The organism is Microbacterium sp. AG157 (assembly GCF_003385695.1).
In the GTDB taxonomy this organism is placed as follows: domain Bacteria; phylum Actinomycetota; class Actinomycetes; order Actinomycetales; family Microbacteriaceae; genus Microbacterium; species Microbacterium testaceum.
In genome coordinates this window covers 22,569-45,238 of the sequence record NZ_QRDK01000002.1, presented here as the reverse complement: position 1 = coordinate 45,238, position 22,670 = coordinate 22,569, and the positions used below count along the sequence as shown (strand labels likewise).

At 70.0% G+C, this 22,670-nt stretch carries 21 protein-coding genes and 1 tRNA gene; 17 read left to right on the top strand and 5 right to left on the bottom strand.

Annotation, left to right across the window (positions count from 1 at the left end):
* Positions 1–68 precede the first annotated feature (68 nt).
* On the top strand, positions 69–959 hold the full coding sequence (locus DEU35_RS06085) for a TatD family hydrolase (protein ID WP_116239338.1): 891 nt from the start codon (positions 69–71) through the stop codon (positions 957–959).
* Between the two features lie 154 nt (positions 960–1,113).
* On the opposite strand, the gene DEU35_RS06080 is transcribed toward DEU35_RS06085, so the two are convergent.
* On the bottom strand, positions 1,114–2,574 hold the full coding sequence (locus DEU35_RS06080; protein ID WP_116238946.1) for a sugar porter family MFS transporter: 1,461 nt from the start codon (positions 2,572–2,574) through the stop codon (positions 1,114–1,116).
* Between the two features lie 67 nt (positions 2,575–2,641).
* Between DEU35_RS06080 and rsmA the strand changes: the two genes are divergently transcribed.
* Entirely contained in the window at positions 2,642–3,481 is an 840-nt protein-coding gene (rsmA, locus tag DEU35_RS06075; RefSeq protein WP_103206364.1) for a 16S rRNA (adenine(1518)-N(6)/adenine(1519)-N(6))-dimethyltransferase RsmA, read from the top strand.
* A 167-nt stretch (positions 3,482–3,648) separates the two neighbouring features.
* Positions 3,649–4,584, top strand: coding sequence for a phosphodiesterase (locus tag DEU35_RS06070; protein ID WP_103206365.1), 936 nt, complete (start codon positions 3,649–3,651; stop codon positions 4,582–4,584).
* On the opposite strand, the gene DEU35_RS06065 is transcribed toward DEU35_RS06070, so the two are convergent.
* Positions 4,535–6,115 (bottom strand): stealth family protein, encoded by a 1,581-nt coding sequence (locus DEU35_RS06065; protein WP_116238945.1) that lies wholly within the window; start codon positions 6,113–6,115, stop codon positions 4,535–4,537. The genes DEU35_RS06070 and DEU35_RS06065 overlap by 50 nt on opposite strands.
* 247 nt (positions 6,116–6,362) lie before the next feature.
* On the opposite strand from DEU35_RS06065, the gene DEU35_RS06060 reads away from it, so the two are divergent.
* The 7 genes from DEU35_RS06060 (at position 6,363) to DEU35_RS06030 (ending at position 12,951) form a co-directional block, all read left to right on the top strand.
* Entirely contained in the window at positions 6,363–7,289 is a 927-nt protein-coding gene (locus tag DEU35_RS06060; RefSeq protein WP_116239337.1) for a 4-(cytidine 5'-diphospho)-2-C-methyl-D-erythritol kinase, read from the top strand.
* A 134-nt stretch (positions 7,290–7,423) separates the two neighbouring features.
* Complete coding sequence (locus tag DEU35_RS06055) at positions 7,424–7,726, top strand: DUF427 domain-containing protein (protein ID WP_103206367.1); 303 nt, start codon at positions 7,424–7,426, stop codon at positions 7,724–7,726.
* A gap of 14 nt (positions 7,727–7,740) precedes the next feature.
* On the top strand, positions 7,741–8,565 hold the full coding sequence (locus DEU35_RS06050; protein WP_103206368.1) for an ABC transporter ATP-binding protein: 825 nt from the start codon (positions 7,741–7,743) through the stop codon (positions 8,563–8,565).
* The gene (locus DEU35_RS06045; RefSeq protein ID WP_103206369.1) at positions 8,562–9,242 is read left to right on the top strand and encodes an ABC transporter permease; all 681 of its coding nucleotides are present in this window, start codon (positions 8,562–8,564) and stop codon (positions 9,240–9,242) included. The genes DEU35_RS06050 and DEU35_RS06045 overlap by 4 nt, the downstream gene beginning before the upstream one ends.
* Complete coding sequence (locus tag DEU35_RS06040) at positions 9,239–9,997, top strand: ABC transporter permease (RefSeq protein ID WP_103206370.1); 759 nt, start codon at positions 9,239–9,241, stop codon at positions 9,995–9,997. The genes DEU35_RS06045 and DEU35_RS06040 overlap by 4 nt, the downstream gene beginning before the upstream one ends.
* Before the next feature lie 40 nt (positions 9,998–10,037).
* Complete coding sequence (locus DEU35_RS06035; protein ID WP_116238944.1) at positions 10,038–10,955, top strand: ABC transporter substrate-binding protein; 918 nt, start codon at positions 10,038–10,040, stop codon at positions 10,953–10,955.
* A 202-nt stretch (positions 10,956–11,157) separates the two neighbouring features.
* On the top strand, positions 11,158–12,951 hold the full coding sequence (locus DEU35_RS06030) for an ABC-F family ATP-binding cassette domain-containing protein (RefSeq protein WP_116238943.1): 1,794 nt from the start codon (positions 11,158–11,160) through the stop codon (positions 12,949–12,951).
* 145 nt (positions 12,952–13,096) lie between these two features.
* On the opposite strand, the gene DEU35_RS06025 is transcribed toward DEU35_RS06030, so the two are convergent.
* Complete coding sequence (locus tag DEU35_RS06025) at positions 13,097–14,761, bottom strand: PHP domain-containing protein (protein ID WP_116238942.1); 1,665 nt, start codon at positions 14,759–14,761, stop codon at positions 13,097–13,099.
* A 154-nt stretch (positions 14,762–14,915) separates the two neighbouring features.
* Here DEU35_RS06025 and DEU35_RS06020 point away from each other — a divergent pair, with 154 nt between their 5' ends.
* The gene (locus tag DEU35_RS06020) at positions 14,916–15,650 is read left to right on the top strand and encodes a hypothetical protein (RefSeq protein WP_116238941.1); all 735 of its coding nucleotides are present in this window, start codon (positions 14,916–14,918) and stop codon (positions 15,648–15,650) included.
* 76 nt (positions 15,651–15,726) lie between these two features.
* On the opposite strand, the gene DEU35_RS06015 is transcribed toward DEU35_RS06020, so the two are convergent.
* The gene (locus tag DEU35_RS06015; protein ID WP_116238940.1) at positions 15,727–16,227 is read right to left on the bottom strand and encodes a hypothetical protein; all 501 of its coding nucleotides are present in this window, start codon (positions 16,225–16,227) and stop codon (positions 15,727–15,729) included.
* 8 nt (positions 16,228–16,235) lie between these two features.
* Positions 16,236–16,688: a MarR family winged helix-turn-helix transcriptional regulator gene (locus tag DEU35_RS06010; RefSeq protein ID WP_174799651.1), complete on the bottom strand. Its 453-nt coding sequence runs from the start codon at positions 16,686–16,688 to the stop codon at positions 16,236–16,238.
* Between the two features lie 146 nt (positions 16,689–16,834).
* Here DEU35_RS06010 and DEU35_RS06005 point away from each other — a divergent pair.
* From DEU35_RS06005 to DEU35_RS05980, 6 genes are all read left to right on the top strand, one after another.
* Positions 16,835–16,906, top strand: a tRNA-Gln gene (locus DEU35_RS06005).
* 1 nt (position 16,907) lies between these two features.
* On the top strand, positions 16,908–18,356 hold the full coding sequence (glmU, locus tag DEU35_RS06000; RefSeq protein WP_116238939.1) for a bifunctional UDP-N-acetylglucosamine diphosphorylase/glucosamine-1-phosphate N-acetyltransferase GlmU: 1,449 nt from the start codon (positions 16,908–16,910) through the stop codon (positions 18,354–18,356).
* Entirely contained in the window at positions 18,346–19,380 is a 1,035-nt protein-coding gene (locus tag DEU35_RS05995) for a ribose-phosphate diphosphokinase (protein WP_103206379.1), read from the top strand. Before glmU ends, DEU35_RS05995 begins: the two co-directional genes overlap by 11 nt.
* Positions 19,381–19,665: 285 nt before the next feature.
* Positions 19,666–20,151 carry a hypothetical protein gene (locus DEU35_RS05990; RefSeq protein WP_103206380.1) on the top strand — a complete coding sequence of 162 codons (486 nt, stop codon included), beginning with the start codon at positions 19,666–19,668 and terminating at the stop codon, positions 20,149–20,151.
* A gap of 5 nt (positions 20,152–20,156) precedes the next feature.
* On the top strand, positions 20,157–21,041 hold the full coding sequence (locus tag DEU35_RS05985) for an FAD:protein FMN transferase (RefSeq protein WP_116238938.1): 885 nt from the start codon (positions 20,157–20,159) through the stop codon (positions 21,039–21,041).
* A 39-nt stretch (positions 21,042–21,080) separates the two neighbouring features.
* Entirely contained in the window at positions 21,081–22,634 is a 1,554-nt protein-coding gene (locus tag DEU35_RS05980) for an FAD-dependent oxidoreductase (protein WP_116238937.1), read from the top strand.
* Positions 22,635–22,670: the final 36 nt, after the last annotated feature.

Sequence of the window (22,670 nt, the reverse complement as noted above, 5' to 3'; positions counted from 1 at the left end):
CTGTCGAAGGGTCCGCGGCTCGAGCCTCCGCCCCCGGCTCGACCCCGGTCGAGCGCCCCCGCGACACCATCGGCGACGGCGACCCGAGCCAATACGTCCGCGAGCGCTCGATCGACGGGCGTCGCGACGTCAGCTATCCGCCGGCGCCCGAGCCCCTCGGCATCCCGGTCTACGACAACCACACCCACCTCGAGATCGAAGACGGCGAGACCGGCCTCTCCTTGGACGACCAGCTCGAGCGCGCGCTCGCGGTCGGTGTGCACGGGGTCGTGCAGGCGGGCGGCGACATCGACTCCTCGCGGTGGTCGGCGTGGGCGGCGCGGTCGCACCCGCGCGTCCTCGCGGCGGTGGCGATCCACCCCAACGAGGCGCCCGCGTACGAGCAGGCGGGGGAGTTGGATGCGGCGATCGCCGTCATCGACGAGCTCGCCGCCGAACCGCGGGTGCGGGCCATCGGCGAGACGGGGCTCGACTTCTTCCGCACCGAGGCCGACGGCATCCCGGCTCAGATGCGCTCCTTCGAGGCGCACATCGCGCTGGCCAAGAAGCACGATCTCGCGATGCAGATCCACGATCGCGATGCGCACGAGGCCGTGCTCGAGACGCTCGAACGTGTCGGCGCCCCCGACAAGACGGTGTTCCACTGCTTCTCGGGCGACGCCGACATGGCACGCCTGGCCGCCGACCGCGGGTATTACCTCTCGTTCGCGGGCAACGTCACGTTCAAGAATGCGCAGAATCTGCGCGACGCCCTGGCGGTGACGCCGCTCGAGCGCATCCTCGTCGAGACCGACGCCCCGTTCCTCACCCCGGTGCCCTACCGCGGTCGCCCGAACGCGCCGTACCTGATCCCGGTGACGCTGCGCTTCCTCGCGGCGGAGAGGGCGATGGATGCCGACGAGCTCGCCGCCCAGGTCGCGGACAACACCCTGCGGGTCTACGGCGCATTCGAGGAGTGAACACACGCGGATCGTCCGCGATTCGCGCCGTCTGGGTGCGTCTCGCGCGGACTCGGCGGAGCTTGTACGGATCACGGAGACCAGGCGGACGCAGACGACGCCGGAACGACGAAGGCCGGCACCCCGCGGGGCGCCGGCCTTCTGGCATCCGGGATCAGGCCCGGGAGTTCGCCTTCGGTTTGCGAACGAAGAGCGTCTCGGTCTGCTCGAGCTCCATCCCCTTCGTCTCGGGGATGCGCAGGGCGACGTAGACGAACGACAGGGCCGCGAACAGGGCGTACATGCCGTAGGTGAGGGGGAGCGACCACCCCGACATCGCCGGGAACGAGACGGTGATCGCGAAGTTGGCGATCCACTGCGCTCCGGCGGCGACGCCGAGAGCCTTGCCGCGGATGCGGCTCGGGAAGATCTCGCCGAGCAGCACCCAGACCAGCGGGCCCCAGGAGGCGCCGAAGCCCACGACGAAGACGTTCGCGGCGACGAGGGCCACTCCGCCCCACGGGGCGGGGAGCGAGACGTTCTCGCCCGAGCCGGTGGCGAAGGCGAACGAGAGAGCCATCGCGCCGAGCGAGACGGTCATCAGCACAGAGCCGGTCAGGAGGATGGGCTTGCGCCCCACCCTGTCGACCAGGAAGATCGCGACGAACGTGACGACGACGTTGGTGACCGAGGTGATGACAGAGATCAGCAGCGAGTTGCTCTCGTCGAAACCGACCGCCTTCCACAGGGTCGTGGAGTAGTAGAAGATCACGTTGATGCCGACGAACTGCTGGAACATCGACAGGAGGATGCCGGTCCAAACGATTCCCTGAAGCCCCAGTACGGGACCGCGCAGAGAGACGTTCTTGTTCTTGCGGTCGGCCTCGATCGCGCTCGACAGCTCGTTCATCGTCTTGTCGAGGTCGGCGGGCGGCACGAGGCGCGAGAAGATCGCCTTTGCTTCGTCGCGCTTGCCCTTCGAGAGCAGGTAGCGGGGCGATTCGGGGACCGTGAACGACAGGATGCCGTAGACGGCGGCCGGGACCACACCGACGAGGAACATCCAGCGCCAGGCCTCCATGCCCAGCCACAGCTGGTTGGCCGCGCCACCGGCGGTGTTGGCGAGCAGAGCGTCGGAGAGCAGGGCGCCGAAGATGCCGAGCGTGATCGCGAGCTGCTGCAGCGAGGCGAGCGAACCGCGGATCTGGCGCGGGGCGACCTCTGCGATGTAGGCGGGCGCGACGACCGAGGCGATGCCGATGCCCAGGCCGCTCATCACGCGCCACAGGATGAGATCCGGAACGCTGAACGTGAGGGCCGCGCCGATGGACGAGACGAAGAACAGCACGGCGCCGAGCAGCATGACCTTCAGTCGTCCCCAGCGGTCCGACAGGGCGCCGGCGACGACAGCGCCGACGGCGCACCCGAGAAGGGCGACGGCGACGACGAAGCCGGTCAGCACCTGCGAGAGCTCGAAGTTGCCCTGGACGGCGTCGACCGCGCCGTTGATGACCGAGGAGTCGAAACCGAAGAGGAAACCGCCCACCGCGGCCGCGAGCGAGAGACCGATGGCTCGTCGCCCGTACGGGCTTCTGAGGGTGAAGGCGTTCGAGGGGATGGACTGCGTTTGACTCACCTGATCACGCTACTCCTGCCCGTTCGGCGCGTCGGGCACTGGCGGGATCGCTGACTACAGTGGAACAATGCCCGTTTCCCTGCTCGGTGCCGCCGAGATCCGTCGGCTCGCCGCCGACCTCGACGTCACTCCCACCAAGAAGCTCGGGCAGAACTTCGTCGTCGATGCCAACACGGTGCGCAAAATCGTGCAGGCGGCGCGGGTCACGGCATCCGATCGTGTCGTCGAGATCGGCCCCGGTCTGGGATCCCTCACTCTGGCCATCCTCGAGACGGGCGCCTCGGTCGTCGCCGTCGAGATCGACCACCGTCTCGCCGAGCAGCTTCCCGCCACCGCTGCCGCTCACGATGTCCCCGCCGACCGGCTCACGGTGATCGATGCGGACGCGCTTCGCGTCGACGCGCTGCCGGGCGAACCGAGCGTGCTGGTCGCGAACCTGCCCTACAACGTGTCGGTGCCGGTCCTCCTGCACTTCCTCGAGACATTTCCCTACTTGCAGCGCGGCGTCGTCATGGTGCAGGCCGAGGTGGGGGAGCGCCTCGCCGCGCCTCCCGGGTCGAAGGTCTACGGCGCCCCGAGCGTTAAGGCCGCCTGGTACGGGTCGTGGCGATTGGCGGGCACCGTGTCGCGTCAGGTGTTCTGGCCCGTGCCCAATGTCGACAGCGTGCTGGTCGGCTTCGATCGGGATGCCGAACCCCGCGGTACCGAAGAGCACCGCCGCCGTACCTTCCAGATCGTGGATGCCGCGTTCCAGCAGCGCCGCAAGATGCTCCGGCAGGCGCTGTCGGGAGTGCTGGGCGGCACGGCCGCCCAGGCGGCGGAGGCGCTCGAAGCGGCGGGCGTCGACCCCACGCTGCGCGGGGAACAGCTCACGGTCGAGGATTACGCTCGCATCGCCGCGCTCTGACCGGCGCGCCGGGTCGGACCGGCGACCCTGCCCGACCGGGCGTCATCCGTCGGGTGAATTCTCGACGTGTTCATCACGCGTTCCGGAAACATGTCTGTAACATTTCGAGCCAACCGGGAGCATCACGCCGGTGACGAGGTCGTACCCGACGACCCGAGAGGATCGAGATGCGCTACGCCGAGTACCCCCGAGCCGAACGTGTGCTGCTCCACCTGAGCGACACTCACCTTCGCGCTGGCGGTGCACCGCTCTATGACGACGTCGACTCCGAGGCGTACCTCGCTCGCGCGGTCGAGGCCATCGACGCCTCGGGTATCCGTCCGAACGCCCTGGTCTTCACGGGCGACCTCGCTGATTTCGGTGAGACCGACGCCTACGATCGCGTCCGCGCATTGGTCGAACCGCTCGCCGAGCGTCTGCAGACGCGCGTGGTCTGGGTCATGGGCAACCACGACGACCGCGCCGCCTTCCGCTCGCAACTCCTCCCCGGCGACGACGCCGAGGCGACCGCCCCGGTCGATCGCGTCGACGAGTTCGACGGGCTGCGCATCGTGACCCTCGACACCTCGGTCCCCGGCGCGCACCACGGCGAGGTCACCGCCGCCCAGCTGCAGTGGCTCACCGAGGTCCTAGCGACGCCGGCCCCGCTCGGCACGATTCTCGCGATGCACCACCCGCCCGTGCCCAGCGTGCTCGACCTCGCCGCCTCCGTCGAGCTGCGCGACCAACGGAGCCTGGCCGCGGTGCTGCGCGGCAGCGATGTCCGAGCGATCCTCGCCGGACACCTGCACTACTCCACGTTCGCGACCTTCGCCGGCATCCCGGTCTCGGTCGCTTCGGCCACCTGCTACACCCAGGACCTCATGGTCCCGGTGGGCGGGACGCGCCCGCAGGACGCCGCGCAGGGCTTCAACATCGTGCACGTCTACGACGAGACGGTGGTCCACTCGGTCGTACCGCTCGCCACCAGTGCGGCGTTGCAATACGTCGACGCTGACGAATCCCAGCGGCGCCTCCGCGACGCCGGGATCGTCGTCCCGACGTCGCGGGCGTTCAGCGGACCGGTGTCGCCGCCGACGACGCCGTTGCCGATCCTTCGCTGACCGAGCTCTTCTCCCACGGGGCGGCGACGGGGAAGTAGCGCTCGAGGCACGCCCGGAGCGCGGGGACGCGCACCTCTTCGGGGATCTCGGGCACGCTGCCGTCGTTGAGGCAGAACATGTCGGTATCGCGGCGCGAGACGAGGCGCTCCATGGTGCGCAGCGAGTCGAGCTGCGTGGTCTGCACGTAGCGGGTGCGGGGCTCGGTCGTGATGATTGCGCGCCCGGTCGCCAGTGCGTAGTAGTGGTACAGGCTGTTCGTCACCGAGATGTCGGTGGCCGAACGGAACCGGCTCGCGGCGGTGCGGGCGTAGTCGTCGGCGAACTCCTGCTCGAGCTCGAAGGCCACCGAGCGTCGCAGCGGGGTCGCACAGTGCTCGAGATCGAGTGTGATGACGCGACCGAATCGCTCCTTCAGCAGGGCGCGGTTCATGCGCAGGCCGTTGTCGTGCCCCGAGCGATCGACATGCGCCGGTCCGCTGCCGATGCGCACGCCGCTCTCGACGAAGCGGCTCACCCCGCCGCCGCTGAAGAACAGCTCCGGAGTGACGGGGCGACCGAAGAACATGTCGTCGTTGCTATAGAGAAAGTGCTCGGCCAGACCCGGGATGCGGTGCAGCTGCGCCTCGACGGCGTGGGAGTTGTGGGTGGGCAGCACCGAGGGATCGGCGAAGAACTCCTCGCTGCGTACGATCGTCACCTTGGGGTGGTCGGCGAGCCACTCGGGGGTGGGGGAGTCGGTCGCGATGAAGATGCGGCGCACCCACGGCGCGTACATGTGCACGCTCCGCAGCGCGTAGCGCAGCTCGTCGACCTGGCGGTATCGGGCGGCGTTGTCGTCGCCGTCACCCACGACGTAGCCCTTCATGCGCGCGGCCCGCTGGCGCTGGAACTCACTCGACGACCCGTCGACCCACGAGAAGACCATGTCGACGTCGGCGGTGAACTCGTTCGGGTGGGGGTCGAACATGCCCGAGACCGTCATCCAGCGGCGGCCGTAGCGCTCGACCTCGACCAGATCGAGGTCGGCGGCGGCGAACTTGCGGCGGGTGAGGGCGCTCGGGCGGGGTGCCTCGATGGTCTTGTCGCCGAAGCGCCAGAGCTCCATCCGCGGAGCCAACGCGGAGCCGTACCGGTACGAGCCTTCGGTCGAGGTGCGCGGGCGGAAGACCGCGTAGGCCTGCACCGACCCGGGGGCGGGCTCGACGCTGTGCGCGGGCACGGGGTCTTCGCCACGGGCCTTGAGGTACATCGGGCCGAGGTCGGGATCGCGCAGCGCCGCGAGGGCGGTCGCGGCATCGGCGGTGTCGACCACCAGCTTGGGGCGGCGATTCGCATCGCGCACCAGCAGAACCCGCACACCCGCAGCTTCGATCGCGGACGCCGCCGTGAGCAGGTCGTCGCGCTCGGCCATCGCGGGCGTCGAGGAGTCGTCCACGACGTGCAGGATGCCGTCGTGCATGCGGATATCGGACCGGGACAGCAGGGCGCGCCAGGGGTCGGTGTCGATCGACAGGGGGACCATCGGGCGCATGCTGCCTCCTCAGGGGGTCGGGGACGGGTTCCGGACACCGTAAGGTTCCGGGGTTTCGCGGACGTTTCGGCGACGGCGCCGATCGACGGGGAGCGGAGCACTACTGTCGAAGAGTGACTCAGATCGCTCGCTCCGGCCCGGACCTCCCCGTACCGCCTTGCGAGCGACGGCGGGAAGCGGGCCGACGTTCCAGTCTCGCACACGGTGAGCGCGACCGGCGCGCGGGACGACGGGAGACGCGATGAGCATGCACATACCGGCATCCGTCCGCGTTCGTGCACCCGGCAAGATCAACGTCTTCCTCGAGGTCGGCGATGTGCAGGACGACGGCTATCACGAGCTCGCGACCGCGTTCCAGGCGGTCTCGCTGTACGAGGAGATGGTCGCAACCCCCGCTGACGACATCACGATCGAGGTCGCCGCACGCGGCCCGGTCGACGTCGAGGGCGTGCCCACCGACGACCGCAATCTCGCCGTCCGTGCCGCTCGTCTGCTCGCGCAGACCGCCGGTGTCGACCGCGGCGCTCACCTCGCTGTACGCAAGGCCGTCCCCGTCGCCGGTGGCATGGGCGGCGGATCCGCCGATGCGGCTGCGGCGCTCGTGGCATGCGATGCCCTCTGGGGCCTCGGCATGCCGACGAGCGAGCTCGTGCGTCTCGCGGCTCGGCTCGGTGCCGATGTGCCTTTCGCGCTGCTCGGGGGGACCGCCGTCGGTACCGGTCGCGGCGACCAGCTGAGCCCGGCGCTCGCGCGCGGACGATTCGACTGGGTGCTCGTCCCCAACGACATCGGCATGTCGACCCCCGTCGTGTACGGCGAGCTCGACGCGCATCGCCGGCGCCATGCGATCGACATCGGCCCGGCGCCTCGCGTTCCCGCGGTCGATCGCGACGTGCTGCATGCTCTCCGCCAGGGCGACGCGGAAATGCTGGCGGCCACTCTTCGCAACGATCTCCAGGCTCCGGCCCTGCACCTGCGCCCCGACCTCGCGCGCGTTCTCGAGCGCGGCGAGAGCTCGGGTGCCCTGGCGGGGATCGTCTCGGGATCGGGTCCGACGCTGGCGTTCCTCGCGGCGGACGAAGCCTCGGCGATCGACCTGCAGGTCACCCTCAGCGCCGCCGGTCTCGTCGCTCTGCACGTGCACGGGCCCGTCCCCGGCGCCCGCGTGGTCTGACCGCGCCGCACCATAGCCCAGGTCGACACACGGGGCAATCTGCGCTTTCGGCGCCGACGGCCTCGTTAGCCTCGGGGAAAGTGATCCGTCACCGCTCGGCGCCGTGCCCGCGGGACGCCACGAAGGGGGTTCCCATGAAGGCAGTGCTCGACGGCGTCGTGATCGCCGAAGCCGACCGCGACGACCTTGCCTCGATCGAGGGGAACTGGTACTTCCCGCCGCAGTCCGTTCGCGAGGGTGCCCTGCACAAGAGCCCCACCCCGTACACCTGCCCCTGGAAGGGCGCAGCTCAGTACTGGAACGTCGCCCTGGACGGCGCCGAACTGACCGACGGCGCGTGGTCGTACCCCGACCTGTACCCCGGAGCCGTCGAGCGCGTGGGCAAGGATTTCGCGGGCTACGTCGCCTTCGACCGGAAGGTCGTGGTCTCCGACTGAGGTCGGGTGAGCGCATGATCGAGTTCTCGGCCGTCTCCAAGGTCTTCCCCGACGGCACACGTGCTGTCGACGACTTCCATCTCGTCATCCCCTCGCGCAAGACGACCGTCTTCGTGGGCTCGTCCGGCTGCGGCAAGACGACGCTGCTGCGCATGATCAACCGCATGGTCGAGCCGTCGTCCGGCACCATCAGCATCGACGGTGCCGACATCGGCGGCAAGCCCGCGGTGCAGCTTCGCCGGAGCATCGGCTACGTGATGCAGAATTCGGGGCTGCTGCCGCATTTCACGGTGGCCGACAACATCGCCACCGTGCCGGTGCTGCAGGGGCAGAACCGCAAGACGGCCCGCGCCCGGGCGCTCGAGCTGATGAAGACGGTGGGTCTCGACGCGGCGATGGCCGACAGATACCCCAGCCAGCTCTCCGGCGGGCAGCAGCAGCGCGTGGGCGTCGCGCGCGGTCTCGCCGCCGACCCCAACATCCTTCTCATGGACGAGCCCTTCGGTGCCGTCGACCCGATCGTCCGCGATGAACTGCAGCAGGAGCTCCTTCGTCTGCAGAGCGAGATCGGCAAGACCATCGTCTTCGTCACGCACGACATCGACGAGGCGTTCCTGCTCGGAGACCAGGTCGTCATCCTCGAGAAGGGCGCGAAGATCGCGCAGGTCGGAACCCCCAGCGAGATCGTCGAGAACCCCGCGAGCGACTTCGTCGCGAGCTTCATCGGCGCGGTCAAGGGCAAGCGTGCCCTGCACCTGAAGCAGACGGCGACCGGAACGGTCGTCGTGGATGCCGAGGGCCGCACACAGGGTGCGCTCGTGGAGGATTCCCACCCGTGAACTGGGTCGGCAACAACCTCGACCTGATCGGGGAACTCACCCTGGTGCACCTGCGCCAGAGCATCATCGCGCTGATCGCGGGCTTCGTCTTGAGCGTCCCGCTGGGCTGGGTCGCGTGGCGATACCGACTCGTGCGCAGCGGTGTCATCACCATCACCGGGCTGCTCTACACGATCCCCTCCCTCGCCCTGCTGATCCTCGTGCCCGTCGTCACCGGCTGGTACAGCATCGTCAGCGAGACGAATCTGATCGTCGCCCTCGCGATCTACGCGGTCGCAATCCTCGTGCGCGCGGTGGCCGACGGTCTCGATTCGGTGGATGCCGGCGTGCGCCAGGCCTCCACGGCCATCGGCTACGGCTCCTTCCGTCGCTTCTGGGCGGTGGAGTTCCCGCTGGCCGGCCCCGTCGTGCTCGCGGGCCTGCGCGTCGCCTCGGCCAGCACGATCGCGCTGGCCACGGTCGGCATCCTCGTCGGCATCCAGAACATCGGCTACCTGTTCACCAACGGGCTCCAGCGGCGCATCATCCCCGAGGTCTTCGCGGGCGTGGTCGCCGTCGTGGTGCTCGCGCTGGTCATCGACCTGCTGCTCGTGATCGCGGGCCGTCTACTCATGCCCTGGACGCGCGGCACGAAGACCGTCTCGCGTCAGGCCAACCGAACGCTGGTGAAGGCATGAACCTCGTTGGCGACGCGATCGCCTGGATCTTCTCGGGCGACCCGGGCCAGTTCGATTCCATCCCCGTGGCCATCGGCGTGCAGATGCTGTACACGCTGATCGCCGTGGTCATCGCGGGGGCGATCGCCATCCCGCTGGGCTGGTACATCGGCCACACCGGCAAGGGGCGCGAGACGGCTGTCGCGATCTCGGGCGCCGCTCGCGCGATCCCGTCCTTCGGCCTCTTGATCCTTCTGACGCTGCTTCTCGGTGTCCTGCACAAGCCCGAGGCTGCGATCATCTCGTTCGTGGTCCTGGCGATTCCCTCCCTGCTCGCCGGTGCGTACACCGGCTTCGAGGCCATCGACCGCCGCGTGATCGACGCGGGCCGGTCGATGGGCATGACCGAGTCGCAGATCCTGTGGCGCATCGAAGTGCCGCTCGGCCTGCCGCTGCTGGTCGGCGGCATCCGCGCCGCCACCCTGCAGGTGCTCGCCACCGTCACGATCGCCGCGTACATCGGCCTCGGCGGGCTCGGACAGTACATCATCGCCGCGATCCCGCTCCGCCGGTTCGACATCCTGATCGGCGGGGCGATCCTCGTCGCCGTTCTCGCGCTCGTCATCGACGGGCTCTTCGCCCTGCTCCAGCATCTCGTCGTGCCCCGTGGCATCCGTGCCGCCGGCTCAGCGCAGCCGCAGCGGCGCTCCTCCCGTCAGCGTCGCGCCGAAGCCCTCGCCGTGGGAGCACCGACCGCGCCTCCGGCGACCCCCTGACCCACACTCGATTCCCGAATCACCAGAAAAGAGAGCACCCATGTTCACAGCACGAACCAAGAAGGGCCTCGGCCTGTTCGCCGGCCTCGCGGTCGCCTCGCTCGCCCTCGCCGGTTGCGGCGGCGGCTCCAGCGATCCCCTCAGCAACGGCGGTGGCGACGCCAGCGCCTCGAGCGACACCATCGTGGTCGGCTCGCAGGCCTACTACTCGAACGAGATCATCGCCGAGATCTACGCGCAGGCGCTCGAGGGTGCCGGCAAGACCGTGAAGCGCCAGTTCCAGATCGGTCAGCGCGACGCGTACATCCCGCTGCTCGAGGACGGCACCGTCTCGGTCTTCCCCGAGTACACCGGTAATCTGCTGCAGTTCTTCGAGAAGGACACCACCGCGCGCACCTCCGACGACGTGTACGCGGCTCTGCCGGCCGCCCTGCCCGAGGGCCTCGAGGTCCTCGACCAGTCGCAGGCCACCGACCAGGACTCGTACACCGTGACGAAGGCCTTCGCCGACGCGAACGGCCTCACCTCGATCGCCGACCTCGCGAAGGTGACGTCGGGTGTGACCCTCGGCGGCAACGCCGAACTCGCCGAGCGTCCCTACGGACCCACCGGTCTGCAGTCGACCTACGGCGTCACCGTCCAGTTCTCGCCCACCGGTGAGACCACGGTCGACGACCTCGTCGCCGGCACCGTCCAGGTCGCCAACGTCTACACGGCCGACCCCCGCATCAAGACCGACAACCTGGTCACGCTGACCGATCCCAAGGGCCTGTTCCTGGCGTCGAACGTCGTGCCGGTGGTCAACTCGAAGGTCGCTTCCGAGGTCTCGGACGTGCTGAACAAGGTCAGCGCCGCCCTCACGGAGGACGCTCTCGTCGCGATGAACGTCGAGTCGACCGTCGACCAGAAGTCGTCCGCCGACATCGCCAAGGAGTGGCTCTCGGCCAACGGCTTCTGAGCCGTCACGTCACGCGGGGTCGTCCGGTTCGCCGGGCGGCCCCGTCGTCGTTCCGACCGCGGCCCCGGGTGCCGGCATCCGGGGTGCGTCTGCGATCGTCTCGTCCGTAGCGCGCCAGATGGGCGACGGGAAGCAGGAGATCCCGGATGCCGGCACCCCGGCGCGCGGGCACACCCCGGGCAGCGCGTAGCCTGGGACGGATATGGCACACCTGCTCGGGGGCGAAGCCCTGCACCTGGAATACCCGACCAAGGTCGTCTTTGACTCCGTCTCTCTCGGGGTGAACGAAGGCGACCGGATCGGCATCGTCGGCCGCAACGGCGACGGCAAATCGAGTCTGCTCGGCATGCTCGCCGGCATCCGCGAACCCGACGGGGGGCGCGTGACGGTCCGCGGCGGTGTCACCGTGGGAGTGCTCGACCAGCAGGACACCCTCGACGATGACGACACGATCGGCCACGCGGTCGTCGGCGACCGCCCCGAGCACGAGTGGGCCGGTGACGCACGTACGCGCGATGTGATCGCGGGGCTCCTGGGCGACCTGTCGTGGGACGCGCGTCTCGGCGACCTGTCGGGCGGTCAGCGCCGTCGTGTGGCGCTGGCGAAGCTGCTCTCGGGCGATTGGGACGTGCTGTTCCTCGACGAGCCCACCAACCACCTCGACGTCGAGGCCATCACCTGGCTCGCGGGGCACCTCAAGAAGCGGTGGGCGCCTTCCGCGGGCGGCCTTCTCGTCGTCACGCACGACCGGTGGTTCCTCGACGAGATCTGCACCGCCACGTGGGAGGTGCACGACCGTCTCGTCGAGCCCTTCGAGGGCGGCTATGCGGCGTACATCCTGCAGCGCGTGGAGCGTGACCGTCAGGCGGCATCCATCGAACAACGTCGTCAGAACCTGGCCCGCAAAGAGCTCGCGTGGCTGCGCCGCGGGGCCCCGGCGCGCACGTCGAAGCCGAAGTTCCGCATCGATGCGGCCAACGAACTCATCGCCGACGTTCCCGAGATCCGCGACAAGGTCGCCCTGCAATCCCTGGCAGTGGCACGTCTCGGTAAGGACGTCGTCGATCTGCTCGACGCGGGTGTGGCCTACGGCGACAAGACGGTGCTGAAGGACGTCGAGTGGCGCATCGCGCCGGGGGAGCGCACCGGCATCCTGGGCGTGAACGGCGCGGGCAAGTCGACCCTGCTGAACCTGGTGACCGGCTCGCTCGAGCCCACCAGCGGCCGCGTCAAGCGCGGCAAGACGGTGAAGGTCGCCACCCTCACCCAGCGTCTCGACGAGCTCGAGCAGCACCTGAACGACCCCGTGCGCGTGGTGATCTCGGGACTGCGCACGACGTACTCGTTCGGCACGGGGTCGAAGGCGAAAGAGCTCACTCCCGGCGAGCTCCTCGAGCGCCTCGGGTTCTCGAGCGCGCAGCTCTCGACCCCGGTGAAAGACCTTTCCGGCGGTCAGAAGCGACGCCTGCAGCTGCTGCTGGTGCTGCTGGACCAGCCCAACGTGTTGATCCTCGACGAGCCCACCAACGATCTCGACACCGACATGCTCGCGGCCATGGAAGACCTGCTCGACTCGTGGTCGGGCACCCTCATCGTGGTCTCGCACGACCGGTACTTCCTCGAGCGCGTCACCGACCAGCAGTACGCGATCCTCGACGCGAAGCTCCGGCACCTCCCCGGGGGCGTCGACGAGTACCTGCGTCTACGGGCGATTCACGATGCCGAGCCCTCGCGGCCCGCGGCGACGAGCGGCGCCGCTGCGACGCCGGGCCTGCAGGGGGCCGAGCTGCGCGCCGCGCAGAAGGAGGCCTCGGCCACCGAGCGGCGCATCGAGAAGCTGCAGCAGCAGATCGACAAGGCCAAGGCGGCGCTCGCCGATCACGATCAGGCCGACTACGCGGGGCTCGGAACAGAGATGCAGCGCATCTCCGCGCTCGAGGCCGAGCGCGACGAGCTCGAGATGACCTGGTTCGAGCTCATCGAGAGCATCGGCTGAGCTCTCCCCGGGCGAGCGCCGAGGAGCGGAGGAGGATCACGGAGCGGAGGACGTTTCGCACCTCGAGCGTCCTCCGCTGCCCGGATCTCCTCCTCTCACGCCGAACGGCCCGCCCCCGGCTGAGGACGGGCCGTTCGACGTGAGATCAGCGCACCGCCACGAAGATCGGGTTCGTGTAGAGCCACGTGTCGAGCCAGGGGTTCCCCTGCCCGGCCGCGTGGGGCTGAGGTGCCCGCGGGTCGACCTCGGCGCCGCGGGGGCCGGTGCCGTGCACCTTGCCGTCGGAGCCGCGCACGCGCACGTAGCCGTCGAGGTCGGCCGTTCCCACCGGGATCACGATTTGGAAGGGCGAGCCACTGCGATCGCTCACGTCACGCAACTCGATGACGCGGGTGCGCGGGGCGACCATTGCGTCGCGGTCGCTCACTGCGCCGGTGATCTCGCCGCGGATCACATCGAGGTGGGCCAGACGGGGCAGGATGCCGGCGGAGTTGCGCTGCGCGGTCGGTTCGACGTCGATGACGATCTCGATCTTCGTCCCCACCGGCACGCGAAGCGTTCCGCCGAGGGTGGCGCTGTTGGCGGTGTCGTCGACCGCCCGCAGGGTCACCGACAGGCCGGCGACGAGGTGGCCGTGGTCGACCCACATGCGCCCCGCGCGCACGGCGTCGAGGACCGCCGTGTGCGTCTTGTCGACGGCGCCGACGTGCGTCCGGCTGAACTCGCCCGGCCAGAGGTCGCTGCCGCCCTGCGGCGCCGCGGTCGACACGGGGTCGGGGCGGCGGCCCGCGCGGTTGAAGTTCGCGAGCGTCGCTCCGCTGTCCCATCCGGAGCCGGTGGGGAAGTCGCCCACGCGGGTGGTGTCGAAGTTCTTCAGGTGCAGGTCGCTGTTCGTGGTGATCCACCAGCGCCGGCCCTCACTGAGCAGGGCGTCCCACATGCCGCCGACGACGGCCGTCATCCAGTCGAACCCGCCGTGCGCCCGGTAGGCCTCGCTGGGGAACCCGGGGTAGGAGTAGTCGCTGCGCGCGTTCTCGTACTCGCCGCGCTGAGAGCGGTCGGTGGTGTTCGCGGCGAGACCCGAGGCCTGCGCGCCCGGTGCGCCCTCGAAGCCGACGAAGACGTCGGGGTCGGCGTCCTGCCACGCGCGGAGTTCGCCGGGGGAGTCGATGCCGAGGCGGCTGGGGTGATTGGCGAGCACCAGCACGTCGGCGACCGTTCCCGCCCTCCGCTGCTGGCCGAGCCATGAGATGCCGTCGACGGCGTGTTTCAGCCAGTCCGCGGCGTCGCTGGTGTTGGGCCGGGGCTTCTCCCACTTGTTCAGCTTGCCGTCGTAGTCGAGTTCGAACCGGCGCAGCACCTCGGTGACCCGGGGGCCGGGTGCGACGAGGACCGTCCCGTGCTCGGCGGCGGGGATGTACCACTCCAGTCCCTGGAACACGAGCAGGTCGGGGCGCGCCGTCCGCGCCGCCTCGATCTCTCGGGCCGCGTTGAAGACACCGCCGACGTTCGCGTGACCGACGTTGCTGTGTTCCGTGAAAGCGATGGCATCCACTCCGAAACGCTGGGCCTGGTCGAGGATCGTCGTCATCGCATACTTCGCGTCGTGCGAGTAGACCGAGTGCACGTGGTGGTCGAAGACCAGCCAGCGCAGGGCCTTCGGGTCAGTGACGGCGGCGGGGGTCGCGGCGGTCGCGATCGAAGAGGCGGCGGGGCCGAACGACGACGCCGCGGATGCCGTGGTGACGGCGGCGGCCGCCGCGGCGAGGAAGGTACGGCGGGAGAAGCCGGAAGGGATGTGAGTGGGCATCGGGCACTTTCGTGAGAGGGGTCGCCGGGAACGTAGGGATTGCGGGTGAATGGCGGGTGGCCGCCGGGTGATGTTCACGTCGTCACCCGTTCACCCGGTAGACCGAACCGTGGGGCACAGTCCGTTCGTCCTCACCACCCGATCGAGAGCAGCCATGTCGTCCACGCCCGTGCCCACCCGTCTCCTTCCCGTCGCCGCCGCGGTGCTCGTCGCGGGTCTCGTTCCGCTCGGTACCCTGGCCGCCTCCGCGGCGAGCCCCCTCGTGCTGCGGGATGCCGGCGGCGCGGCCGTCTTTTCGGGTGACGCCGCCGCCTACCCGTCGTTCGCCACCGCGGACTTCGCCGACGGCTGCCCCGCCGGTACGCGCGACGGCGCGCGCCTGACGGTGGCGGCCGGGGGCAGCACCGTCGTGGTGTCGGCGACCGTGCCCGTGAACGGGGGAGCGGCCGTCAGCGTCCCCATGGGGTCGTCGTTCAGTGCCGCGGTCCCCTCGGGAACGACCGCGGCGACCCTCAGCCTCGAGTGCCTCGCGCTCTCGTCCGGGATCCCCTCGTCGGTCGTCTCGGTGGTCAGTGTTCCCGTGACCCTCACCGCAGCGGGCTGGTCTGTTCCGGGTCAGCCCCGTCCGACTCCGACGACGGCCCCGACCATCGCCGCGCCGTCGCCGAGCGCCTCGGCGTCGGTCGGCCCCGACCCGGCGGCCACCGTCACGGCCACTCCGCGCGCCTCGGCCTCGACGACCCCGGTCCCCGTCGCCGCGGGCGGGTCGGACCTCGCCGTCACGGGGGCGCAGGTCGCGGGCGTTGCGGGACTCGGGGCCCTCCTGGCTGTCGTCGCCGGCTTCGTCCTGCGCAGCCGCGCCCGTCGCCGGGCGGTCGCTCGGGACTGATCGCCGTTCCTGCCGCGTCGTGCCGAGGGTGCCGGGGCGCTCGCGCCCGGTCATGGGACGTCGTCGAGGGATGCCGTCAGTGGATGCCGTATTCGAGCGCGACGATGAAGATGCCGAGGCAGGCGGTGGCGAACGCGCCGAGCAGGCGAACGGCGATCGCCGCCTTCCGCCGGGCGTACGCGCCGTAGCCCAGCAGCGCGAGCACCGCGAAGGTCGCCCACATGCAGGCCTCGAAAGCATCGTCCACCGACACGCCGGTGAGGCCGGCCCACACGAGGACCAGGATCGACGGCACCGAGGCGTAGAGCATGCCGGCGCCATGGCGCATTCCCTCGCGGGTCGCGCGACGCAGGCCGTGGTCGGCGTGCTCGGTGAGGGTGTGGGCGAACACGTGCGCGATGAAGAACACCACGAGAGACACCGAGGCGCTCCAGAGCACCTCCCACACATCCTCGGCGTGATCGTCGGCGATCGAGACGAAGGCCGCGAAGACGATCAGGCCGTAGATCGCCGCGGGGGAGCGGAAGCGCACGCCGAACCACGCCCGCACGCGGGCCCAGCGAGAGCGAGATTCCACCGGCGCGCTCACGCGTCGAATCCCAGACTCAACTTGCGCAGCAACGTCGCGAGGCGGTCGCGGTCGCCGCGCGAGAGGCCCTCGAGCAGGAGGGCCTCAGCGTCGACGAGACGGGTGATCGCGGCATCCACCCGTACTCGTCCGTCGTCGGTCAGGGTCACCAGGATGCTCCGTCCGTCGCCGGGGTCGGCCTCACGGCGCACGAAACGGCGCGCGACCAGCCGGTCGATGCGGTTCGTCATGGTGCCGCTGGACACCAGCGTCTGCTGCAGAAGCTGCTTCGGGCTCAGCTGGTAGGGCTCGCCCGCGCGCCGAAGGGCCGAGAGCACGTCCCACTCCCACGACTCGATGTCGCTGCGGCGGAACGCCTCTTTGCGGGCGATGTCGAGGTGTCGCGAGAGGCGAGCGACACGCGAGAGCACCTCGAGGGGCGAGAAGTCCAGATCGGGGCGCTGTCGCATCCACGCATCGACGATGCGGTCGACTTCGTCGCTGTCCCGGGCCACGAACTCATTATGTCGAGTACCCGGCCCACCGTCGGCGCGCGCCGCGGGCGGAACGCGCGGCGCTCGGGTCTGGCAGACTTGACCGGTGCCCGCGGGCACGGTCCGCCGTGGTGTAACGGCAGCACGACAGCCTTTGGAGCTGTTAGGTCTAGGTTCGAATCCTGGCGGCGGAGCATGACATCACCGACCGAGTTGGCCGTCGTCGTCCTCGCTGCGGGTCAGGGAACGCGCATGCGCTCCCGCACCCCCAAGGTGCTGCACCCTGTCGGCGGTCGTCCGCTGGTCGGTCATGTGCTCGACACCGCGGCATCCCTCGACCCGGCTCGCATCGTCGTCGTCGTGCGCCACGAGCGCGAGCTCGTCGCCGAGACCGTGTCGGAACTCGCGCCCGGCGTCGTGATCGTCGATCAGGACGAGGTGCCGGGCACCGGCCGCGCGGTCGAGGTCGCCCTCGACGCCCTCGACGGCTTCGAGGGCGATGTGCTCGTGCTCAGTGCCGACGTGCCGCTCCTCGAGACCGGCACGCTCACCGAGCTCCTCGCGACGCACCGCACGGGCGGTACCGCGGTCACCCTGCTGAGCGCCCGCGTCGATCAACCTTTCGGGTACGGCCGCATCCTCCGCGACGAGACCGACGGCGTACGCCGCATCGTCGAACAGAAAGACGCCACGGCCGACGAGGCCGCGGTGACCGAGATCAACGTCGGGGTCTACGTGTTCCAGGCGGCGCCCCTGCGCGCCCAGCTCGCACAGGTGGGCACCTCGAACGCCCAGGGCGAGAAGTACCTCACCGACGTGGTCGGTCTGCTCCGTGACGCGCGGCTGGGGGTTGCGGCATCCGTCACCTCCGACGCCTCGGCCGCTCTCGGCGTCAACGATCGCGTCCAGCTGTCCGAGGCCGGGCGCACGCTCAACGCCCGCACGGTGCGTCGCTGGCAGCTCGAGGGCGTCACCGTCGTCGATCCCGCCACGACCTGGATCGACGTCACCGCGACCCTCGCCCCCGATGTCACAATCCTCCCCAACACGCACGTGCGCGGAGCGACCGTCATCGCCTCGGGTGCCACGATCGGCCCCGACACGAGCCTCGTCGACTGCGAGGTGGGCGAGAACGCCACGGTCACCCGCACCGACGGCACCCTGGCCGTCGTCGAGGCGGGCGCCACGGTCGGTCCGTTCGCCTACCTCCGCGCCAATGCGCGGGTGGGCGTGAACGGCAAGGTCGGCACCTTCGTCGAGGTGAAGAACTCCTCGATCGGAGAGGGCAGCAAGGTGCCGCATCTCTCGTACATCGGCGACACCGAGATCGGCCGCGGCGTCAACCTCGGCGCCGGCGCGATCACCGCCAACTACGACGACATCGCCAAGCACCGCACGGTGATCGGCGACGAGGTGCACAGCGGATCGCACAACGTCTTCGTCGCGCCGGTTACGATTGGAGCGGGCGCCAAGACGGGCGCCGGAGCGGTGATCCGCAAGGACGTCCCGGCCGGTGCACTGGCGCTCAGCGTGGCACCCCAGCGCAACGTCGAGGGGTGGGTCGAGAAGAACCGACCGGGCACCAGGGCGGCCGACGTGGCCGCGCGGGCTCGGGCTGAACAGGAAGCGGCCGATGGCTCGTAAGAAGAATCGTGTAGACCTCGACCGCGACAACGGCATCGCCCCCGGGCTCGTCGCCAAGACCAAGAAGCGGCTCGTCGTCGCCTCCGGTCGCTCGCACCCCGAACTCGCGAAGCAGGTCGCCGAGCACCTCGGCACCGAGCTCGCCCCCACTGAGCACCGCACCTTCGCCTCGGGCGAGATCTACACCCGCTTCGAGGTCTCGATCCGCGGCTGCGACGTGTTCGTGGTGCAGTCGTTCGGCCCCCCGGTCAACGAGTGGCTGATGGAGCTGCTCATCATGCTCGACGCCCTCAAGAGGGCCTCGGCCAAGCGCATCACGGTCGTCGCGCCGTACTTCCCGTACTCGCGTCAAGACAAGAAGGGCCGCGGGCGCGAGCCCATCAGCGCCCGCCTCGTCGCCGATCTGCTCAAGACCGCCGGCGCCGACCGCATCATGAGCGTCGACCTCCACGCCGCGCAGATCCAGGGCTTCTTCGACGGCCCCGTCGACCACCTCTTCGCCAAGCCCGTCCTTCTCGAGCACTTCGAGCAGGGGCTGACCGGCGAAGACCGCGAGACTCTCACCGTGGTCTCTCCCGACATGGGGCGCGTGCGCGTCGCCGACACCTGGTCCGACAGCCTCGGTGCCCCGCTGGCGATCATCCACAAGCGTCGTGACCCCAAGGTCGCCAACCAGGTCTCGGTGCACGAGATCGTCGGTGACGTGCAGGGGCGCACCTGCCTCCTCGTCGACGACATGATCGACACGGGCGGCACGATCCAGAAGGCCGCGCAGGCCCTCAAGGCCAGCGGTGCCCGCAAGGTCATCGTCGCCGCGACGCACCCGATCTTCAGCGACCCCGCGACCGAGCGCCTGCAGGACCCCGCGATCGACGAGGTCGTGGTCACCGACACCATCCCGATCGGGGCCGACCGCCGGTTTGAGCGTCTCACCGTGCTGCCGATCGCGCCGCTCCTGGCCCGCGCGATCCGTGAGGTCTTCGAGGACGGCTCGGTCACGAGCATGTTCGGCGGCGACGCGTAACCGGTCCCTTCCTCGACACCCAGCCATCTCCTCTCGGGAGGTGGCTGAGTCGTTCTCGGTCCGCACCGTCGTGCAGCGGGGGTGGACACGCCGGTTCCGGATGCCGCGGGCAGGGCGCATCGTCCGCGAAGGCCGCCTGGCGGTCCGGGGCGATGCCGACCGTCGTCCCCCTCGGATCGCCGGCCACACATAGCCGGCACAAAAGAATGAACCGGGGGACGGCCAAGGTCGTGTCCCTACCGTGAGCACGTACGCGCCGCGAGGCACGACCGAAGGAGGACCCTCATGATCCGCACCACAGCCGTACCCCGTCCCGTCCGCATCGGCACCGCCCTGCTGGGCGTTGCCGGCATCGCCACCCTCGCCGGGTGCGCGGGCGGCGCGACGAGCAGCGACGCCGCCCCCGCCGACACCGCCGCCCCGGCCGCGAGCTCGGCGCCCACCAGTACCTCGGGTGCCGCCGCCGGCTCGGGTTCCTACAAGGACGGCGAGTACGAGGCCACGGGCCAGTACGCCACCCCCGAGAGCGTCGAGACCATCGACGTCACCCTCACGATCGCCGGCGACACCGTCACCGCGGTCCAGGTGACCGGCGATCCGCAGGCCGCGGAGTCCAAGCGCTATCAGGGCGAGTTCATCGGCGGCATCCAGAGCGAGGTCGTGGGCAAGAAGCTCGACGAGATCTCGGTCAGCAAGGTCGCAGGCTCCTCGCTCACGAGCGGCGGCTTCAACAAGGCTGTCGACACCATCAAGTCCGAGGCCAAGGCCTGACGGCCATGAGCACTCCGATCGCGACGGGCTCGACCTGGGCCTTCGATGCGATCGGCACGTCGTGGGCGATCGAGACGGCGCACCCGCTGTCCTCGGTCGCCCGCGACGCGGTCTCGTCCGTCGTCGAACGCTTCGACCGGGAGTGGTCGCGATTTCGCGACGATTCGCTCGTGTCGGCGCTCTCCGAGGGGCGCGCGGCATCCGTCCCGGTCCCGGTCGACGCGGATGCCATGTTTTCGCTGTATCGCGAACTCGACGCGGCGACCTCCGGCGCGGTGAACCCTCTGGTCGGTGACGCGCTCGCGCGTCTCGGCTACGACGCGCGGTTGACCCTCGCGCCCGGGGGAGACCCGCAACCGGCCCCGTCGTGGCACGACGTCCTCACCTGGGACGCCGAACGCGTGAGCGTCGCGACGCGCGTGACCATCGACGTCGGGGCCCTCGGCAAGGGGCGACTGGTCGACCTCGTGCTCGACGTCGTGCGCCGGTTCGTCGACGGCGACGTGGTCGTCGACGCGTCGGGCGATCTCGCCGCGCGCGGAACCCCGGTTCGCGTCGGCCTCGAGCACCCCTTCGATCCGACGCTCGCCATCGGCGTCGTCACCGTGACCGACGGAGCGCTCTGCGCCTCGGCGATCAACCGCCGCGCGTGGGGAGACGGCCTCCACCACGTGCTCGATGCGCGCACGGGCGCCCCCGTGCGGGCCTACGCGGCGACCTGGGCTCTCGCCGAGACCGCGATGCGCGCCGACGCTCTCGCTACGGCGCTGTTCTTCGACGGCGGCCCGGAGCTTGCGGCATCCTGGAACGCTCACTGGGTGCGCATGCGCACCGACGGCCGCGTCGAGTGGTCGCCCGGCTTCTCGGGCGAGATCTTCTCTTCACCCTGATTCATCCCCCCGCCTCGACTCCTCTGAAGGGTTCCCCTCATGAGCACCACGCTCACCGCCGGTTCGACCCGGGTCCTCGGCCTCATCGGACGCGTCTCGATGTACCGGCTCGTCATGGCGTCGCTCGGTCTCCTCGCCGTCATCTCGCTCGTCCTGTCGTTCGCGGGACTGGTGGTGCCGCAGCCCCTCGCGATCGTCTCGAGCGCGGTGGTGCTCGCCGCCGCGTGCGCGCTCACCGATCTGGTGGCGCAGAGCCTGCTCCGGACGCCGCGCCGCCTGGAGTCCTCGCTGATCACCGCCGGGATCCTGCTGTTCGTCCTGCGTCCCACGGTGGAACCGGTGGGCCTGGCCGGTCTCGCTCTCGCCGGGGTCGTGGCATCCGCGTCGAAGTATCTGCTCGCGTGGCGGGGTCGGCACATCTTCAACCCCGCGGCCACGGGGGCGGCGGTGCTGACGATCGTGAGCATCTGGGCGCCGGATCTCGGCTCCTCGGCCTGGTGGGTCGGCTCGCCGTGGCTCGCGGGTCCGGTGCTGGTGCTCGGCATTCTGCTGTTGTTGCGCACCGACAAGCTGCCGATCGTCCTGGTTTTCTGGGTGGTCGCGATGGCCGTCGCGTTCTTCCGCACGAGCGTGCAGTTCCAGGCCGCGGGCTTTCCGGTCGACGTGCCGAGCGTGCTGCTGCAGGTGGCGTTCTCGTCGCCGTTCCTTTTCCTCGGCGCCTTCATGCTGTCGGAGCCGCTGACCCTGCCTCCGCGCCGTGTGCAGCAGTACGTCGTCGCGATCCTCGTCGGCGTCCTCGCGGGATGGCCGCTGCCGCTGGGCGAGATCACCCTCGGCCAGGAGCGGGCTCTGCTCGTGGGCAACCTGCTCGCGTTCCTGTTCTGCCTGCGCGCGGCCGTCCGTCTGCGGGTCGCGCGACGCCGCGATGTGACGCCCACGGTGCGCGAGCTCTCGTTCCACGCCGCCCGCCCTTTCTCGTTCCATCCCGGGCAGTACCTCGAGCTCGACGTGCCGCACCGCCGCCCCGATGCTCGCGGCACGCGCCGCGAGTTCTCGATCGTCTCGGCTCCTGAGGACCTGCCCGAGGTGCGTATCGCCTTCAAGGACGGCTCTCAGTCCTCCTATAAGCGGGCGCTGGCCGCGGTCGAACCCGGCTCGACGCTTGCGGTCACGGGCGTCTGGGGCGACTTCGTCCTCCCGTCGCGGCCGACCTCGCCCGTGCTCCTGGTCGCGGCCGGCATCGGGGTGACGCCCTTCGTGTCGCAGCTGCGCCACCTGGTCGCGACAGGGCAGGACCGCGACGTGGTTCTCGTCTACGTGGTGTCAGAGGCCGCGGAGCTGGCCTTCCGTGACGAGATCGCCGCCAGCGGCATCCCCGTCGTGGTCTTCTCGCGCGATGAGCCGCTCGATCTCCCGACGGGCTGGGTATGGGCCGGACCCGATCGCGTGGATGCCGAGGGCCTCTTCCGCACGGTCCCCGACATCGCCCAGCGCTCCGCGTACGTCTCCGGTCCGCCGCGGCTCATCGCGGCGCTCGCTCCCGCGCTCGCGAAGGCGAAGTCACTGACCACGGACGCATTCGCCGGGTACTGAATCAAGGGTGGCGGGACGGAGTTCGACCCGGAAGGG

Coding starts and splice junctions, on each gene's coding strand:
- glmU (WP_116238939.1), top strand. CDS start 16,908: ATGACATCACCGACCGAGTTGGCCGTCGTCGTCCTCGCTGCGGGTCAG.
- DEU35_RS06065 (WP_116238945.1), bottom strand. CDS start 6,115: ATGCGCCCGATGGTCCCCCTGTCGATCGACACCGACCCCTGGCGCGCC.
- DEU35_RS06020 (WP_116238941.1), top strand. CDS start 14,916: ATGTCGTCCACGCCCGTGCCCACCCGTCTCCTTCCCGTCGCCGCCGCG.
- DEU35_RS05995 (WP_103206379.1), top strand. CDS start 18,346: ATGGCTCGTAAGAAGAATCGTGTAGACCTCGACCGCGACAACGGCATC.
- DEU35_RS05990 (WP_103206380.1), top strand. CDS start 19,666: ATGATCCGCACCACAGCCGTACCCCGTCCCGTCCGCATCGGCACCGCC.
- DEU35_RS06030 (WP_116238943.1), top strand. CDS start 11,158: ATGGCACACCTGCTCGGGGGCGAAGCCCTGCACCTGGAATACCCGACC.
- DEU35_RS06050 (WP_103206368.1), top strand. CDS start 7,741: ATGATCGAGTTCTCGGCCGTCTCCAAGGTCTTCCCCGACGGCACACGT.
- DEU35_RS06035 (WP_116238944.1), top strand. CDS start 10,038: ATGTTCACAGCACGAACCAAGAAGGGCCTCGGCCTGTTCGCCGGCCTC.
- DEU35_RS06040 (WP_103206370.1), top strand. CDS start 9,239: ATGAACCTCGTTGGCGACGCGATCGCCTGGATCTTCTCGGGCGACCCG.
- DEU35_RS06060 (WP_116239337.1), top strand. CDS start 6,363: ATGCACATACCGGCATCCGTCCGCGTTCGTGCACCCGGCAAGATCAAC.
- DEU35_RS05980 (WP_116238937.1), top strand. CDS start 21,081: ATGAGCACCACGCTCACCGCCGGTTCGACCCGGGTCCTCGGCCTCATC.
- rsmA (WP_103206364.1), top strand. CDS start 2,642: ATGCCCGTTTCCCTGCTCGGTGCCGCCGAGATCCGTCGGCTCGCCGCC.
- DEU35_RS05985 (WP_116238938.1), top strand. CDS start 20,157: ATGAGCACTCCGATCGCGACGGGCTCGACCTGGGCCTTCGATGCGATC.
- DEU35_RS06010 (WP_174799651.1), bottom strand. CDS start 16,688: ATGCGACAGCGCCCCGATCTGGACTTCTCGCCCCTCGAGGTGCTCTCG.
- DEU35_RS06070 (WP_103206365.1), top strand. CDS start 3,649: ATGCGCTACGCCGAGTACCCCCGAGCCGAACGTGTGCTGCTCCACCTG.
- DEU35_RS06055 (WP_103206367.1), top strand. CDS start 7,424: ATGAAGGCAGTGCTCGACGGCGTCGTGATCGCCGAAGCCGACCGCGAC.
- DEU35_RS06025 (WP_116238942.1), bottom strand. CDS start 14,761: ATGCCCACTCACATCCCTTCCGGCTTCTCCCGCCGTACCTTCCTCGCC.